This is a genomic window from Streptomyces liliiviolaceus, from assembly GCF_018070025.1.
Lineage (GTDB): Bacteria > Actinomycetota > Actinomycetes > Streptomycetales > Streptomycetaceae > Streptomyces > Streptomyces liliiviolaceus.
The window spans coordinates 4,182,260-4,198,699 of record NZ_JAGPYQ010000001.1 but is presented as its reverse complement, the minus strand read 5'-3'; the positions used below and the strand labels follow the sequence as shown (position 1 = coordinate 4,198,699).

At 71.4% G+C, this 16,440-nt stretch carries 11 protein-coding genes; 10 read left to right on the top strand and 1 reads right to left on the bottom strand.

What is annotated here, in order from left to right:
- Window positions 1-117: 117 nt before the first annotated feature.
- The 3 genes from J8N05_RS18380 (at window position 118) to J8N05_RS18370 (ending at window position 5,038) form a co-directional block, all read left to right on the top strand.
- The gene (locus tag J8N05_RS18380; RefSeq protein WP_210884114.1) at window positions 118-1,647 is read left to right on the top strand and encodes a tetratricopeptide repeat protein; all 1,530 of its coding nucleotides are present in this window, start codon (window positions 118-120) and stop codon (window positions 1,645-1,647) included.
- Between the two features lie 104 nt (window positions 1,648-1,751).
- Window positions 1,752-3,296, top strand: a complete 1,545-nt coding sequence (locus J8N05_RS18375) for a HoxN/HupN/NixA family nickel/cobalt transporter (RefSeq protein WP_210890243.1) — start codon at window positions 1,752-1,754, stop codon at window positions 3,294-3,296.
- Window positions 3,297-3,340: 44 nt separating this feature from the next.
- Window positions 3,341-5,038, top strand: coding sequence for a serine/threonine-protein kinase (locus J8N05_RS18370; RefSeq protein ID WP_210884112.1), 1,698 nt, complete (start codon window positions 3,341-3,343; stop codon window positions 5,036-5,038).
- Between the two features lie 51 nt (window positions 5,039-5,089).
- On the opposite strand, the gene J8N05_RS18365 is transcribed toward J8N05_RS18370, so the two are convergent.
- Entirely contained in the window at window positions 5,090-5,899 is an 810-nt protein-coding gene (locus J8N05_RS18365) for an SGNH/GDSL hydrolase family protein (RefSeq protein ID WP_210884110.1), read from the bottom strand.
- A 317-nt stretch (window positions 5,900-6,216) separates the two neighbouring features.
- On the opposite strand from J8N05_RS18365, the gene J8N05_RS18360 reads away from it, so the two are divergent.
- From J8N05_RS18360 to J8N05_RS18330, 7 genes are all read left to right on the top strand, one after another.
- Complete coding sequence (locus tag J8N05_RS18360; protein WP_210884109.1) at window positions 6,217-7,425, top strand: S8 family peptidase; 1,209 nt, start codon at window positions 6,217-6,219, stop codon at window positions 7,423-7,425.
- A 229-nt stretch (window positions 7,426-7,654) separates the two neighbouring features.
- Window positions 7,655-8,101, top strand: a complete 447-nt coding sequence (locus J8N05_RS18355; RefSeq protein WP_247706315.1) for a hypothetical protein — start codon at window positions 7,655-7,657, stop codon at window positions 8,099-8,101.
- A gap of 28 nt (window positions 8,102-8,129) precedes the next feature.
- Window positions 8,130-9,224 (top strand): GNAT family N-acetyltransferase, encoded by a 1,095-nt coding sequence (locus J8N05_RS18350; RefSeq protein ID WP_210890241.1) that lies wholly within the window; start codon window positions 8,130-8,132, stop codon window positions 9,222-9,224.
- Window positions 9,225-9,657: 433 nt separating this feature from the next.
- Entirely contained in the window at window positions 9,658-10,470 is an 813-nt protein-coding gene (locus J8N05_RS18345; RefSeq protein ID WP_210884108.1) for a glycosyltransferase family 2 protein, read from the top strand.
- Window positions 10,467-11,525, top strand: a complete 1,059-nt coding sequence (locus tag J8N05_RS18340; protein WP_210884107.1) for a glycosyltransferase family 2 protein — start codon at window positions 10,467-10,469, stop codon at window positions 11,523-11,525. Before J8N05_RS18345 ends, J8N05_RS18340 begins: the two co-directional genes overlap by 4 nt.
- Window positions 11,522-12,331 carry a polysaccharide deacetylase family protein gene (locus J8N05_RS18335; RefSeq protein ID WP_210884106.1) on the top strand — a complete coding sequence of 270 codons (810 nt, stop codon included), beginning with the start codon at window positions 11,522-11,524 and terminating at the stop codon, window positions 12,329-12,331. Before J8N05_RS18340 ends, J8N05_RS18335 begins: the two co-directional genes overlap by 4 nt.
- On the top strand, window positions 12,324-16,283 hold the full coding sequence (locus J8N05_RS18330; RefSeq protein WP_210884105.1) for a lipopolysaccharide biosynthesis protein: 3,960 nt from the start codon (window positions 12,324-12,326) through the stop codon (window positions 16,281-16,283). Before J8N05_RS18335 ends, J8N05_RS18330 begins: the two co-directional genes overlap by 8 nt.
- Window positions 16,284-16,440: the final 157 nt, after the last annotated feature.

Sequence of the window (16,440 nt, the reverse complement as noted above, 5' to 3'; positions counted from 1 at the left end):
GACTGGCGCGGTCCGTGCGTAACCGTCCCCCACGGCGCACGGGCCGCGCCACCCACCGCATCGAACGCATCCACCACGTGAACCACCTTTTCCAGCATGGCGATTGAGGAGAGCGCAATGTCCCCGCGGAGCAACGACGACGCGCAGGAGAGGGACCTCGTCGACGAGGCCGCCGATCCGGCCGGGACGGCGGAGACAGCTGCCGACCCGACCGGGACGGCCACGCCGGCCGAGACGGCAGGGGCGGCCGGGTCGGCAGCGGCGGCAGCGACCACCGGGACCGGTCGGCCCGCGCCCGGGGAGCGCCGGGGATCCGGGCGGTCCCGGGCGCTGCAGCTCGCGGCCTGCGCCGTCGCTCTCGCCGTCGCGATGACCGCGGGGGCCGTGGTGCTGGGCAACCGGGGCGGGGACGACACGAGCACGGTGTCGTCCGCGCCCGGCCTCGATCCCGAACTGCTGGCGGGCGGCAGCCTGGCCTCGGGCATCTCCGCGCTGCAGTCCCATCTCAAGGCGCAGCCCAAGGACTCCGGCGGCTGGGCCACGCTGGGCATGGCCTATGTCGAACAGGCCCGCACCAACGGCGACCCGTCCCGCTATCCGCAAGCACAGCGCGCGCTGGCACGGTCGCTGGAGCTGAGCCCCGACAACGATCCGGCGCTGGCCGGCCGGGCGGCGCTCGCCGCGGCCCGGCACGAGTTCCCCGAGGCACTGGCCTTCTCGGAGCAGGCACTGGACGAGAACGCCTTCAACGAGCGCGCGCTGTCGGTCCGCATAGACGCCCTGGTCGAACTGGGCCGCTACAAGGAGGCGGCGAAGGCCGCCGACGAGGCCGACTCGCGCCGCCCGGGCGTTCCGGTCTTCACCCGGTACGCCTATGTGCGTGAGCTGCGCGGCGACATCGGCACGGCACGCCGTGTCCTGAAGCAGGCGCTGGCCGGTGCCACCGCGCCCGGGGACATCGCGTACGTGGCGGGGTCGCTGGGCCAGCTCTCCTGGCGCGAGGGCGACTACGGGGTGGCCCTGAAGTACTACGAGCAGGCGCTCCGGGCCGACAGGACCTATCTGCCGGCGCTGGAGGGCCGCGCCCGCGCGCAGGCCGCGAACGGCGACCGGGCGGCCGCGATCCGCGGGATGGAGGAGGTCGTGGCGCGCTTCCCGCTGCCGGGACCGCTGGTCGTGCTCGGCGAGCTGTACGAGGCACGCGACGACGAGGGTGACCCGGCGAAGGCCCGCGACCAGTACGCGCTGGTCGACGCCTGGACCTCGCTGGCCCGCGCCAACGGCGTCAACGCCGATCTGGACACCGCCCTCGCGGCGGCGGACCACGGCGACCGCAAGGCCGCCCTGCGCGCCGCCCGCGCGGAGTGGGAACGCCGCCACACCGTGCACACCGCGGACGCGCTCGCCTGGGCCCTGCACGTCAATGACCGTGACGACGAGGCCCTGGCCTACGCCCGGCGCGCCACCGCGACCGGCTACCGCGACGCCACGTTCCTCTACCACCGCGGCATGATCGAACGCGCCACGGGCCACGCGAAGGAGGCCCGCGGCAGCCTGTCGGCGGCGCTCGAACTCAACCCGGGCTTCTCGCCGGTGGGCGCGCAGCAGGCCGAGAAGGCCCTGACCGCCCTGGGCGGTGCGCGGTGAGCGCCCTCACCCTGCCCGGACTGCGCGGCCTCCGTTCCCGCCTCACCCGGAACCGGCGGGCGACCGTGCGCCGTCGCGCGTACGGGTCCTGCGCGGCCGTGCTCATGGCCGCCTGCGCGCTCGTGCTGATCCCCTCCGGGTCGGCCTCGGCGCACCCGCTGGGCAACTTCACCGTGAACCGGTACGACGGTCTGGTCGTCGCGCCCGGAAAGCTGCGGGTCCTGCATGTGGAGGACCTCGCGGAGATCCCGGCGACCCAGGCCCAGCCCGCCATCGACAAGGCGGGCATGGGGAGTTGGGCGCGGGAGCGGTGCGAGACGGCGGCCGGGAGGAGCCGGGTGAGCGTGGGCGGGAAGCCCGTCGCGCTGACCGCCGGTGAGAGCCGTGCCCGGGTGCGGCCCGGGCAGGCCGGCCTCAAGACGCTCCGGGTGGAGTGCCGTTGGACGGCTCCGCTGCCCGACGGGAACCTGGCGGTGCGCTTCCGCGCCTCCGTGGACGACGGGCCGGGCTGGCGCGAGGTCACGGCGCGCGGCGACCGGATGACGCTCACCTCCTCCGACGTACCCGAGAAGTCCGTCTCGGGCGAACTGACCAAGTACCCGGCGGAGTTGCTGTCGTCGCCCGCCGACACGGCGTCCGCCTCCCTGCGCGTGCGCCCCGGTGGTCCCGCGCTCGTCGAGGAGAAGACCGACGCGCCCGCCTCGTCCGTGCTGCCGCGTGGCGCCGACCGCTTCACGCGCGCGCTGGACGATCTGGTCTCCCGGCACGATCTGACGCTGGGCTTCGCCGCGCTGGCCCTGGGCATCGCGGTCCTGCTCGGCGCGCTGCACGCCCTGGCTCCGGGACACGGCAAGACCATCATGGCCGCCACGGCCGCCGCCCGCGGCAACGCGACGATGCGTGACGTGCTGCCGCTGGCCGCCTCCGTGACGGTCACTCACACCCTCGGCGTGGTCGCCCTGGGCATCCTGGTCACCGCCGGTTCGGCGGCGGCGCCCTCGGTGATCGCCTGGCTGGGCGTGACGAGCGGCGTCATCGTCACGGTGGCCGGCGCGACCCTCGTACGCCGGGCCTGGCAGCAGCGCGGACACGGGCACGGGCACTCCCACTCGCACAGTCACGGCCCCGGACATACGCACAGCCACGGCCCGGCGCACACGCACGACCACGGGGACGGGGACAAGCACGGGCATGGGGAGGGCGACGGCCACAAGCACAGCCACGAGGACGAGCACGGGCATGCGCACGGCCATGGGCACGGGCATGCGCACCCCCACCCGCACACCCACACGCACGGGCCGGCCCTCAAGCTCAAGGACACGCTTCTCCTCGGCTTCGCGGGAGGTCTCGTCCCCAGCCCGTCCGCCGTGGTCGTGCTCGTCGGCGCGGCGGCGCTCGGCAAGGCCTGGTTCGGGCTGCTGCTCGTCCTGGCGTACGGGGCCGGGCTCGCGCTCACCCTCACGGCGGCCGGGTTCGCCGTCGTCAGGGTCGGCAGCCGGGTCGCGAAGGCCATCGAGAACGGCGCCCGCTGGTCGGGCGGGAGGACCGCGGCGCTGGTCCGCCGGGCCACGCCGCTCGGATCCGCGTTCGTAGTAGTGGCCCTTGGGGCCGGTTTGGTGTTCAAGGGGGCGGCAACCGCACTCGGTTGAGCTACTTTTGTTCAGAATCGTGCGGATGCGAATGGGGGACGCCCGTGTCCGAAGAGCCGGGCAGTGAACGTGTGATCGCGGGCCGCTACCGTCTTCTCTCGCCGCTGGGCGAGGGCGGGATGGGGACGGTGTGGCGGGCCCGCGACGAGGTGCTGCACCGCGAGGTGGCGGTCAAGGAGGTACGGGCCCCGGGCGGGCTGCCGGGCCCCGACGTCGAGCGGATGTACGCCCGCCTGGAGCGTGAGGCGTGGGCCGCGGCCCGGGTCTCGAACCGCAATGTGGTGACGGTCTACGACGTGGCGATGGAGGACGGCCGCCCGTGGATCGTGATGGAGCTGATCCGCGGGATCGCGCTGTCCGACGCACTGGACGCCGAGGGCCCGTTGTCCCCGGAGCGCGCCGCCCACATCGGCGCGGAGGTGCTCGCCGCGCTGCGGGCCGCGCACGAGGCGGGGGTCCTGCACCGGGACGTGAAGCCCGGCAACGTCCTGCTGTCCAACGACGGCCGCATCGTGCTCACCGACTTCGGCATCGCCACGGTCGAGGGCAGTTCGGCGCTCACGATGACCGGCGAGGTGATCGGCTCGCCCGAGTTCCTCGCCCCCGAGCGGGCGCTGGGGCGTACGCCGGGGCCCGAGTCGGACCTGTGGTCGCTCGGCGTGCTCCTGTACGCGGCCGTCGAGGGGAACTCTCCGTTCCGGCAGAACACCCCGCTCAGCACCCTGCGCGCGGTCGTCGACGAGGAGTTGCCGCCGCCGCTCCGGGCGGGTCCGCTCGCTCCGGTCATCGAGGGGCTGCTGCGCAAGGACCCGGCGGAGCGCATGTCGGCAGAGGACGCCGAGCGGGATCTGCGGCTCGTCTCGGCCGGCGGCACACCCCGTACGGGCACCGTCCCCTACGCGCCGACGATCGCCGCGTTCCCGCAGCCGGACCGGGGCGACCCGACCCGGCCGTCCCCGGTGCCGGCGTACTCGCCCGCCTCACCCGGCCCGCAGACTCCCACCGCCACGACGACGACCGCGCAGCCCGACCGTTCCCGGCGCACCATGATCGTGATGATCGCGGGTCTGGCCGCTCTCGCCCTGGCCATCGCGGGCCTGAGCTACGCGCTGATCAACCGCGACAACGGCGGCGACGGGGGAAACGGGGCCAACAGCTCGACCGGCGGGACCACCGGCGGCTCCACGGGCGGGGGCGACGGCGGCGCGAGCAACGGGAGCGACGGGGGCGGCACCGACGGCGGCTCGACGACGGAGAACTCCGGTACGAGCGGGTCGGACGGCGGCTCGACCACGGGCGGCGGGGCTACGACACCCGCGCCCACCCAGTCCGTGAAGGTGACGGTCTCGGGCTCGCACACCGACTACACCGGCGCCTGCCCGCCGCCCGAGGCGGGGGCTCCGACCTTCACGGCGACGTTCACCGTGGGCGTCGTACCGGTCGATGTGCAGTACCGCTGGGTGACGGAGACCGGTGAGGTGTCCGACCCGGGCTGGAAGACGCTCTCGTTCCCGCAGGGCGGCGGGAAGAGCAAGCAGAACACGGTCGTCCTGACGACGTACGACACGTCGGGGACGCTCACGAACAAGATCGGTGTGGAGGTCCGCAGCCCCCAGCGGACGAAGTCGAACCAGGTGCCGTTCTCGGTCACCTGCGAGACGGAGGCCCCGACGGGCGGGACCTCCGGCTCCGGTTCTCCCCAGGCACTGGCCCCGGACGGGGCGCTCAGGCCCTGGGGGTGAGCAGGCCGCGGGTGGATCAGGCCCGCGGAATCGGTCAGGTGGCGGAATCGGTCAGGCGGCGGCGGTGAAGACGGGCAGGTAGCCGCCCGACTGACCGGCGGCGGTCGGGTGGTAGGACTCACCGATGTTCAACCAGTTGACGCTGTGCAGCCAGGCGCTGCCGGAGCAGATCTCGTGGTTCGTGAACGTGGGGCGTACGTCGCCGAACGTGAAGCCGTGGTCGGCGGCGCGCTTGGCGATGGCGCTGTCCAGGTAGTCGGCGGCGCCGTTGATGGCGGCCCGTTCCGTCTCGGAGAGACCGGCCAGGCAGCTGCCGCTCAGCTTGTAGAAGCGGGGGTAGCCCAGGACGACGACCTGGGCCGCCGGGGCCTTGGCGCTGATCGCCGAGTAGACCGAGTCGAGCTTGCCGGGGAGTGTCGAGTCGACGTACGCCTTCGCCTGGTTGACGCGGGCGACGCAGGCGCTGTCGGACTGCAGGACGCAGGTCGTCATGACGTCGGCGAACCCGGCGTCGTTGCCGCCGACGGAGATCGAGACGACGCCGGTGGAGGAGTTGAGCGGGCCCAGCTGATTCGCCAGAACATCACCCGTACGGGCGCCCGAGCAAGCGGTGAAGTCGAAGGACGAGGGTGAATGCGCGGCCGCCCAGAGGTAGGGGTAGGCCTTCGTGCTGCGCTTGCAGTCGCCGCTGGAGCTGATGTAGCTGCCCGCGCCGACGCCGGAGGAGTAGGAGTCGCCGAGGGCCACATAGCCCGTGGCGGCGGCTTGTTGGGACGCCTCGGCCGTCGCTGCCCCGGTGAGGGCGACGGCGGCGGCGAGGAGAAGCGAGGTCACGTATGCCGTAAGTCGGGAACGTCTCATGGAACCTCCCTTTAGCAGGATCTCTGCCGTGACTTTGGTACCAGCCGCACGTGTCGTCAGGAAGCGTTCATGCCAAGACTTTTCAGGTCAGGCAGGTAGTTCTTCCTGACGTTCACCACACGTTCGATTGCGTGCTCATGACAGACATGTGACATACCCTCAACTCCCTTGAGCTACGCCCGTAGACCGATCACGCTGATGTCTCGACCAGTAGCGGAACGCGACGCTCCTGGCTGTGCGCGCAATCACGTGCGCACCCCCCACAGACGCGCGCCCCATCCCAGGCGCGCGCCGCCTATGAGGAGGAATCCCTCGTAATGGCACAGCTGCGTAGCAAGAAGATCCGGATCGCCGCGGCGACCTCCGTGGTGACCGCCGCCCTGCTCGGCGCCGTCACCGCCCTGCCCGCCCAGGCCGCACCGGCCGAGGGCCGGGTCCTGGCGGCCGACTCCCCCACCGCCGTCAAGGACAGCTACATCGTCACGCTCAAGAAGGGCGCCGGCTTCAAGGCCTCGTCGGCCCAGGGCAAGAGCCTCATCAAGGGGTACGGCGGCACCGTCGCGAAGACGTTCGGCGCCGCGCTGAACGGCTACTCGGCGAACCTCTCCGCGGCCGAGGCCCGCAGACTCGCCGCCGACCCGTCGGTGGCGACGGTCGAGCAGAACCAGATCGTGCGCGCGAGCGACACCACCCAGTCCAACGCGCCCTGGGGCCTCGACCGCTCCGACCAGGCGTCGCTGCCGCTGTCCGGCACGTACACCTACCCGGACTCGGCGGGCAGCGGGGTGACGGCGTACGTCATCGACACCGGCGTACGCATCACGCACTCGCAGATCAGCGGGCGGGCCAGCTACGGCTACGACGCCGTGGACGGCGACACCGTCGCCTCGGACGGCAACGGTCACGGCACGCACGTCGCCACGACCATCGCGGGCTCGACCTACGGCATCGCCAAGAAGGCGAACATCGTGGCGGTCCGCGTGCTCGACAACGCCGGCTCCGGCACCACGGCGGGTGTCATCGCCGGCATCAACTGGGTGACCGCGAACCACAGCGGTCCCTCGGTCGCCAACCTGTCGCTCGGCGGCGGCGCCTCCTCGACGCTGGACGCCGCGGTGTCCAACTCCATCGCGAGCGGGGTGACCTACGCGGTGGCGGCGGGCAACAGCAGCGCCAACGCCTCGTCGTACTCGCCGGCGCGGGTCGCGGCGGCGATCACCGTGGGCGCGACCACCAGCACGGACGCGAAGGCCAGCTACTCGAACTACGGTTCCGTGCTGGACATCTTCGCGCCCGGGTCGTCGATCACGGCGGGCTGGAACACGAGTGACAGCGCGACGAACACGATCTCGGGTACGTCGATGGCCACGCCGCATGTCGCGGGCGCGGCGGCGGTGTACCTGGCCGGTCACACCTCGGCGACTCCTGCCCAGGTCGCCACGGCCCTGACGAACGGCGCCACCACCGGAAAGGTCACGTCCCCCGGCACAGGCTCCCCCAACCGCCTCCTGAAGATAGTCCCGTAACCCGTCACAAAAAGATCGCGCCGTTCCCCGCGCCCCTGAAGGGGCGCGGGGAACGGCGCAGTCTTTTGGTCTTTAGGGGCGCGGGGAACTGCGCGACCAGCCCCCACCGGCCCGCAGGCGAACGACAACCCCCCTTCACGCGCCGGCAGCCGCCACAGGGCTTGACTGCTCCCCGACAGCTGCGCGACATTGAAGCCCGACATCCGGCGCTTCAGGGGGCAAGTCGCCCATGCAGACCATAGGTATCAAGTCATCATCATCGGACCCGCCCGACCAGGACGGCGACGAGCGGTTACGGCAGGCGCGGACCCCGGCAAGGGACCTGCTCCCCCTGCTCGCGGGAGCGGCCACCACGATCGCCGGCGTGGGCGCCGTCCTGGCCCTCGCCGACATCGACTCCCCCCTGCGCGCCCCCCTCACACTCTTCTTCCTGCTCGCCGCCCCCGCCGCCGCCGTGGCGATCGCCCTGCGGAACCTGGAACCGGTGGGCCGCGTCCTGGCGTCCTTGTCGGCAGCGGTAGCTGTCAATCTCCTGGTCGCCCAGGGCATGCTCGCCGTGCACCGGTGGTCGGTCCCGGGCGGAATCGCGGCCGTGGCCGCACTCAGTTCCCTCATTCTCCTGCTGGTCCTGGTACGGCGGCTGCGCGGCCGTACGGCGAGAAGACGGGTTTCCTGACGTGGACGACGTGGACGACGTGGATGACATGGACATCAGCGTGTACCGCCCCGGCGAACTGACCTCCGCCGACCGGTCGGCGTGGACGGCCTTCCAGTCGAAGGCCCATCTGCACGACACCCCGGAACTCGCGAACCCGTTCCTGTCCCCGGAGTTCACACTGGCCGTGGGCCGCTGCCGGCGCGGCGTACGGATCGCGGTCATCAGGGAGAACGGCGAACCCGCCGCGTTCTTCCCCTTCCACACCACCGCCGCGGGCGTCGGCCGGGCGATCGGACTGGGCATCTCGGACTGTCAGGGGCTGGTCCACCGCCCCGGTTTCACCTGGGACGCCCGCCAACTGCTGAGGGCCTGCGGCCTCTCCGTGTGGGAGTTCGACCATCTGGCCCAGGGCCAGGCACCGTTCGAGGCCGGAGCCTCCGGCGCCTTCCCGTCCCCGGTCATCGACGTCGACCGAGGGTACGAGGCGTATCTGACCCAACTGCGCTCCCAGTCACCCAAGTTCACCCGGACCACGCTCGCCAAGGAGCGCAAGCTGGGCCGCGACCACGCGGACGTGCGGTACGTGCACGACGAGCGCGACCCCGAGGCGCTGGGCACGTTGATGCGCTGGAAGTCGGCGCAGTACCGCAGGACCGGGCGCAGCGACCGCTTCGCGCAGGACTGGATCGCCCGGCTGGCACAGCAGCTCTTCCACAGCCGTTCCGAGTCGTTCGCCGGGCTCCTGTCGGTGCTCTACGCCGACGGCCGGCCGATCGCCGCGCACTTCGGACTGCGTTCCGAACGGGTGCTGGCGTGCTGGTTCCCCGCGTACGATCCGGCGTTCTCGAAATACTCCCCCGGTCTGATCCTGCATTTACGCATGGCCGAGGCGGCCGCCGCCGACGGCATCGCCTATCTGGATCTCGGCAGGGGCCAGAAGGAATACAAGGACTCCCTCAAGACACGGGAACTCACCGTGTCCGAAGGGTGGGTTGCGCGCCGCCATCCCGTGGCGTTCGGACACCGGGCGCGACGCGCCCCCGTCCGCGCTCTGCGCAATGCGGTGCTGGGGAGGCCGGAGTTGTTCGAGCCGGCCGACAAAATGCTCAAACGGATGGGGAAGATCCGTTCGGGCGGTTGAGTAACGGCCAAACCAACAAAAACGTGAGGCCATGTTCCAGGTCTTGCCATAGCGTCTCAATCATCAATACCGTCGTACATCTCACCCGCATCGGTCCATCAGCGCATATGCGATCTAGGGGAGGGCTCAAGATCGCGACGAGGGCCCGGCGCGGGGCGCGGTAGGGGGGTGCCGTGCTCGGTGACCGCAAGGCTGCCGGGCCGTGCCGCGAGACCGACCCAGACAGTCGGCCAGTTATGCCAGCTCACCCGGCATGGACGGAGATCTATTTCGGCATGCCGTAAGTGAGAAACCCCCCTTTCGAACCGGACAAAGAACCGGACCGCCCAGGGGCGGGCGGTCCACCGGACGAGAGGGACCAGACTCAATGACTTCTTTTCTGCGCCCGGCGGATTCGGGACAAGATCAGCTCAAAGATCAGCTCCAGAATGAGATGCAAGGTCAGATTCAAGGTCACATTCAGGATCAGATCGCTGCCAGCACGTACCGGCCCATATCAACTCACCTGGCCATAGCGCCTCCGGTGAGCATCGTGATTCCCGCCATGAACGAGGCGGAGAATCTCCCGTTCGTCTTCAAGACACTTCCGCGGTGGATTCACGAAGTGGTGCTCGTCGACGGGAATTCCACCGACGACACCGTGGCGGTCGCCCGCGAACTGTGGCCCGACGTCAAGGTCGTCGGGCAGCGCGGGAAGGGCAAGGGCGACGCCCTGATCACCGGTTTCGAGGCGTGCACCGGCGACATCATCGTGATGGTCGACGCGGACGGCTCGGCCGACGGTCACGAGATCGTCAGTTACGTCTCCGCGCTGGTCTCCGGGGCCGACTTCGCGAAGGGTTCGCGGTTCGCCAACGGCGGCGGCACGGACGACATGACACCGATCCGCAAGCTCGGCAACTGGGCCCTGTGCACGGTCGTCAACCGCAAGTTCGGCGCGCGCTACACCGATCTCTGCTACGGATACAACGCTTTCTGGCGGCACTGCCTGGACAAGATCGACCTCGACTGCACGGGTTTCGAGGTGGAGACCCTGATGAACATCCGGGTGGTCAAGGCGGGGCTGAAGGTCCAGGAGATACCGAGCCACGAGTACGTACGCATCCACGGCGCGAGCAATCTGCGGGCCGTGCGGGACGGGCTGCGGGTGCTCAAGGTGATCCTCAAGGAGCGCTCCAACCGGCGGTCGCTGCGCCGGCGCCCGCACGCGGTCACGCTCAACTCCGGTGCGGGAGAAGCGTCTTGAACGCTCTGGACATCTCAGTGGTGATCTGCGTCTACACCGAGGACCGCTGGGAGGACATCCTCGCGGCGGTCGCCTCGGTGCGGACGCAGTCCCGGCCCGCACGGGAGACCCTGCTGGTCGTCGACCACAACCAGGCGCTCCTGGACCGGCTGTCCAGGGAGTACAAGGAGTACCGGGAACACGCGGCGCACAAGGGGACCGGAGAGGTGCGGGTGCTCGCCAACGCGGGCCCCCGCGGCCTGTCCGCGGGCCGCAACACCGGGATCGCCGCGTCCCGCGGCGACGTGATCGCCTTCCTGGACGACGACGCGGTGGCCGAGCGCGACTGGCTCCGCCGCTTCGCCGAGGGGTACGCGGATCCGCGGGTGATGGCGGTCGGCGGCCGGACGATGCCGATCTGGGCGTCGGGCCGCCGGCCCGTCTGGTTCCCCGCCGAGTTCGACTGGGTGGTGGGCTGCACGTACAAGGGTCTGCCGCCCGGCCGGGTCCGGGTGCGCAACGTGCTCGGCGGCAACGCCTCGTTCCGCCGTACCGCCTTCGACGCGGCGGGCGGTTTCGCGACCGGTATCGGGCGCGACGGCGACAGACGTCCGCTGGGCTGCGAGGAGACGGAGCTGTGCATCCGGCTCACCCGGGCCCGGCCGGACGCCGTCCTGCTGATCGACGACCGGGCGGTGATCCACCACCGGGTGCCCGAGGCACGCGAGCACTTCGCGTACTTCCGCACCCGTACGTACGCCGAAGGTCTGTCCAAGGCCCTGGTCGCCCGGAGCGTCGGCGCGGGCAAGGGACTTGAGTCGGAACGCCGCTACACCACGCGTGTCCTGCCCGCCGGAGTCGCGCGCGGTCTGCGCGACGCCCTGCTCGCCCGCCCCGGCGGCGCGGGCCGGGCCGCCGCCATCGTCGCCGGGGTGGTGACGGCGGCGGGCGGGTACGCCCTGGGGAGCGTCCGGGCGCGCAGGGGTGGCACCACGTTCGCGGCGCTCCCGATCGAGCGGAACAGCCGGACCGAGGGGACCGACGGAATCGAGCGGAACGAGGGGGCCGAACCATGAGTGGATCACCCGAGCCACGCGTGCCGATCCTCATGTACCACGCGGTGGCGAAGGCGCCGAACGACGCCACCCGCACGCTGTCCGTGACACCCGAGGCGTTCGCCGAACAGATGGCGCTGCTGCGCGGCTCGGGCTTCACCCCGGTCGACACCGCGTCGCTCGCCGGGAGTTGGCGCGAGGCGACACCGCTGCCGGAACGCCCCGTGCTGATCACCTTCGACGACGGCTACGAGGGCGTGCACCGGCACGCGCTGCCCGTGCTCTCCCGGCACGGCTTCGCGGCCACGCTGTTCGTGTCGACGGGCTGGCTGCGCGGGGAGTACGACACCGGGGGCGGCCTCGACGTCATGCTCGACTGGGACCAGGTGCGCGAACTGGCCGCCTCCGGCGTCGAGATCGGCGGCCACAGCCATACACATCCGCAGCTGGACCAGCTGCCCGACGACGCCCTGCGCTACGAACTGCGGCACTGCCGGGAGATCATCGCCGCCGAACTGGGCGTGCTCCCGGCGTCGTTCGCGTACCCGTACGGCTACTCCAGCCGCCGGGTGCGCCGGGCCGTGCGCGAGGCGGGCTTCACCCAGTCGCTCGCCGTGGGCAACGCTCTCGCGCGCCGCCGCCAGGGACCGTACGCGCTGCGGCGGGTCACCGTGCGCCGCAGCACCGGGATCGGGGAGTTCGAGCGGCTCGTCGAGGGCCGCGCGCTCACCCGTGTCTTCGCCAGGGACCGTGCCCTCACCAAGGGGTACTCCATGGTCCGCAGAGCACGACAGGTTCGCCGGAAGGCCATCCGTTCCCGTGTCTGACACGACCACGGCCGAAGCCGACACCCCCGCGCCCGATCCACCCGAGCGGTCCGGGCGGCGCCTGCGCCTGCCCCGGCTGGGTCCGTCGTCCGGAGGCAGCCAGCTGTTCCGGAACGCCTACGCCCTGATGCTGAACACCGGTATCTCGGCCGTCCTCGGGCTCGGCTTCTGGCTGGCCGCCGCCCGGTACTACTCCGAGTCGGCGGTCGGGCAGGGCTCCGCCGCGATCGCCGCGATGAAACTCCTCGCGGGCCTCACCGCGGTGACGCTGACGGGCGCCCTCGCCCGGTTCATCCCGGTGGCGGGCCGCGGCACCGGACGGCTCATCTTCCGTACCTACGCGGGCAGTTCGGTGGTCGTGGCGCTGGCCGCGGGCGTCTTCCTGCTCACCCTGGGGCTCTGGGGATCCTCGTACCGCTTCCTGCACGATCCGCTCATCGGGCTCTGTTTCGTCCTGTCGGTCGTCGCCTGGTCGGTGCTGACCCTCCAGGACGGCGTACTGACCGGGCTGCGCAGCGCGCTGTGGGTGCCCGTCGGCAACACCGTGTTCTCGGCGGTGAAGCTCGCGCTGCTCGTGGCGTTCGCGTCGGCGATCCCGACCATGGGTGTCTTCGTGTCGTGGGTCGCGGCGATCGCGGTGTCCGTGCTGCCGCTGGGCTGGCTGGTGTTCCGGCGGCTGGTCCCCCGGCATGTGGAGGAGACCGCGGAGGGCGCCGAGCCGCCCACTCTGCGGGAGATCGGACGGTTCCTGGCGGGCGACTACACGGGCTCGCTGTTCTCGCTCGCCGTCGTCTACCTCGTCCCGGTGATCGTCGCCTCGCAGGTCGGCTCGGCCGACAACGCGTACTTCTACATCACCACCACCATCGGCGGCACGGTCAATCTGCTCGCCATCAACATGGGTGCCTCGCTGACCGTCGAGGGCTCGCACGACCCGGCACGGCTCGCCGCGAACACCCGGGCGGCGCTGCGCCGGATGGCACGGATCATGCTGCCGGTGGCCGGGGTGCTGTTCTTCGGGGCGCCCTGGATCCTCGGTGTGTTCGGCCAGGGATACGCGGACGCGGCGACGCCGCTGCTGCGCTGGTTCGCGGTCGGCGCGGTGCTGCGGGTCGTCATGGAGACGTACTTCGCGGTGCTGCGCGCCCAGAGCCGCACCGCCGGACTCGCTTGGCTGCAGGGCCTGTTGTGCGTACTGGTCCTCGGCCTCACGGTGATCCTGCTGCCCCGCATGGGACTGACCGGCGCGGGCGTCGCGGAGATCTCCAGCCTCGCGGTGATCGTGCTGCTCGCCGCTCCCCGGCTGTACCGGATCGTCATGACCGCGCAGCCCGGGGAAGCCGCCGGGGACGCGGCGTCCGACGGGGACCTGGCGGACCTGGGCGCCGGGAAGGTGCGAGGGCCGGAGCAGGACGGGCCGAGGACGGACGGCCCGGGGAAGGACGGGCCCAGGAAGGTCGAGCCGCGGAAGGGGCGCGGTCCGGCCTGGGCGCAGCGCCTGGACACGGACACGCTGGCGCTCGGCGTCCAGCTCGACTTCGACCACCTGGAGCGACGGCCGGACGTACGGCCCGGCCCCGGGACACCGCCCGCCGGAACACCCGCGGTCGACCGGCCGGGCCGCCCCTCGGGGCCCCGGCCGGACCACCGGCCGACCTGGGCGCTGCGCACTCCGCAGACTCCCCCGCCACGACTCCCCTCCTCGCGGCTGGATCTGGGGCTGCCCGTCGAGCGGCGGGAACCGGGCTCGGAGACCTCCCTCAGCCCGTCCGAGATCGAGGTGGACGCCCCCTTCGACCCACCGGTCGGCGGCGTTCCCGAGGAACCGGAGGGCGTACGCGGCGCGCTCGCGTCCGGCACGGGCGGCGCGTCCGGAGCCGTACGGGAGGCGGACGGGCCCGAACCGCCGGAGCCGCCAGTCGTCGGGTGGCAGCGGCTGCGGCCGACCCGGCTCGGGGTGCTGCTCGGCTCTCTGCTGACGGCCGCGCTCGTCCTGTACTGGGTGCCGGCGTCCGAGCTCGGGGAGCGCGATCTGGACCGGATGGGCGGGCTCGGCCTGATCTCCGTCCTGCCCACGGCGACCCTGGTCGGGGCCGGACTGCTGGTCCTGGTGTTCGCCTCGCTGCTGTGGCTGGGGCGCGAGCACAAGGCGCTGCTCATGGTCACCCTGCTGGCCACCGTGGTGTCGCTGCACGCGCTGCCCGCCGTGATCGAGACCGAGCCGCGGTTCGCCACGGCGTGGCAGCACCTCGGCTTCATCGACTACATCGACCGGACCGGCTCGGCCGTGCCCGATCTGGACGCCCGCTGGAGCTGGCCGGGCTTCTTCGCGGCGGCCGCGTTCCTCTCCAAGGCGTGCGGGGTCGACGACCTGACCGAGGTCATCCGCTGGTGGCCGACAGCCATGCAACTCCTTTACCTGGCACCGCTGTTCCTGCTCGTACGCCATATGCGGGCGAGCTGGCGCGCCCAGTGGACCGGCATCTGGATCTTCGTGCTCAGCGGCTGGGTGGGCCAGGACTACTTCTCCCCGCAGGGCTTCACCTACCTCCTCTACCTAGTCTTCGTGGCGATCCTCCTGGTGTGGTTCCGGGCACCACGGGTGCTGTGGACGAGGATGCGGCCCGGCGAGCTGGAGGTCGAGCCGACCGGCCGGCGCGAACGCGCCGTGCTGCTCGTGGTGCTGATCGGTCTGTTCATGGCGACCGTGCCGGCCCATCAGCTGACGCCGTTCGTGATGCTGGGCGTCCTCGCGGTCCTCGTCCTGGTCGGCCGCTGCGAACTGCGGGGCCTGCCGATCCTGTTCGCCGTCGTGGTCAGCGTATGGATCGGCTTCCTCGCCGAGCCGTACTGGTCGGGGCACTTCGGCGAACTGTTCGGCGGCGTCGGCGGAGTCGGCGACAACGTCTCGTCCTCGGTCTCCGGCCGTATCGGCGAGGGCAGTTCGTCCCACAAACTCGTCCTCTACGCGCGCGTGGCGCTGGCCGGCGGTGTGCTTGCGCTGGCCTGCTGGGGCTGGTGGCGCCGACGCGACCACAAGTACCGCGAACGGTCGCTGCTCGTCCTCACCTTCGTCCCGTTCCTCGGCTTCGGCCTGCAGTCGTACGGCGGCGAGATGGCGCTGCGCGTCTTCATGTTCGCTCTGCCGGGAGCGGCCCTGCTCGCCGGCCTCGCGCTCTTCCCGCGCACGGGCGTCACCGCGGACGAACGGGACAAGGACCGGGTGAGCCTCGCACCGCTCGCCGCGCTGATGGCGGGCCTCGTCCTGATGGGCGGCTTCCTGGTGGCCCGCTGGGGCAACGAGCCGTTCGAGCGGATCAGGCCGGGCGAGGTCGCCGCGATGGAGTACGTGTACGCCCACGACAAACCCACGACACGGGTGCTGTGGCTGAGCAACGACACGGTCAACAACGTGACGCCCGCGATGCCGTGGGGCACCCGGGACATGGAGAAGGTCAACTACGTACCGACGCTCGCGCCCGCCGACCCCGTGCTGGTGTCGAGCCTGGTCAAGTCGCTCAAGGACGCGGGCCCGAACTCGTACCTCATGATCAACCGCAGTCAGGTGACCTATCTGCAACTGGACATCGGCTACTCGAAGACGTACGAGTACCGGCTCATCCGCAACCTCGACGCGCGGCAGGAACTGCGCAAGGTCTTCGTGAACGAGGACGTGTCCCTGTACGCCCTGCGGCAGCAGCCGAGCGGCAAGGTCGCCAAGGCCGACCCCGGCCCGATCGGTCCGCAGGTGACCTGGACGCCCTGGTCGGTGGTGGGGGCGCTCGCGGCGGTGGCACTGATCGCGCTGCTCGCGACGCGGGAGGTCGTACGGGTGGCTGCGCGCCCGAGCGTGCGCCAGCACCTGTGGCTGCAGGCGACGTTCTGGTTCTCGCTGCCCCTACTGGCCCTGCTGCTGGCGTCCTTGATCCAGAGATTCCTGACGATGGCCTGAACCGCCGTTGGGGGCGCGGGGAACGGCGCAATCTTTTGTCCTTAGGGGCGCGAGGAACGGCGCAATCTTTTGTCTTTAGGGGCGCGGGGAACTGCGCAATCCTTTCGCCTTTAGGGGCGCGGGGAACTGCGCGACAAGCCCCCACCGGCCCGCAGCC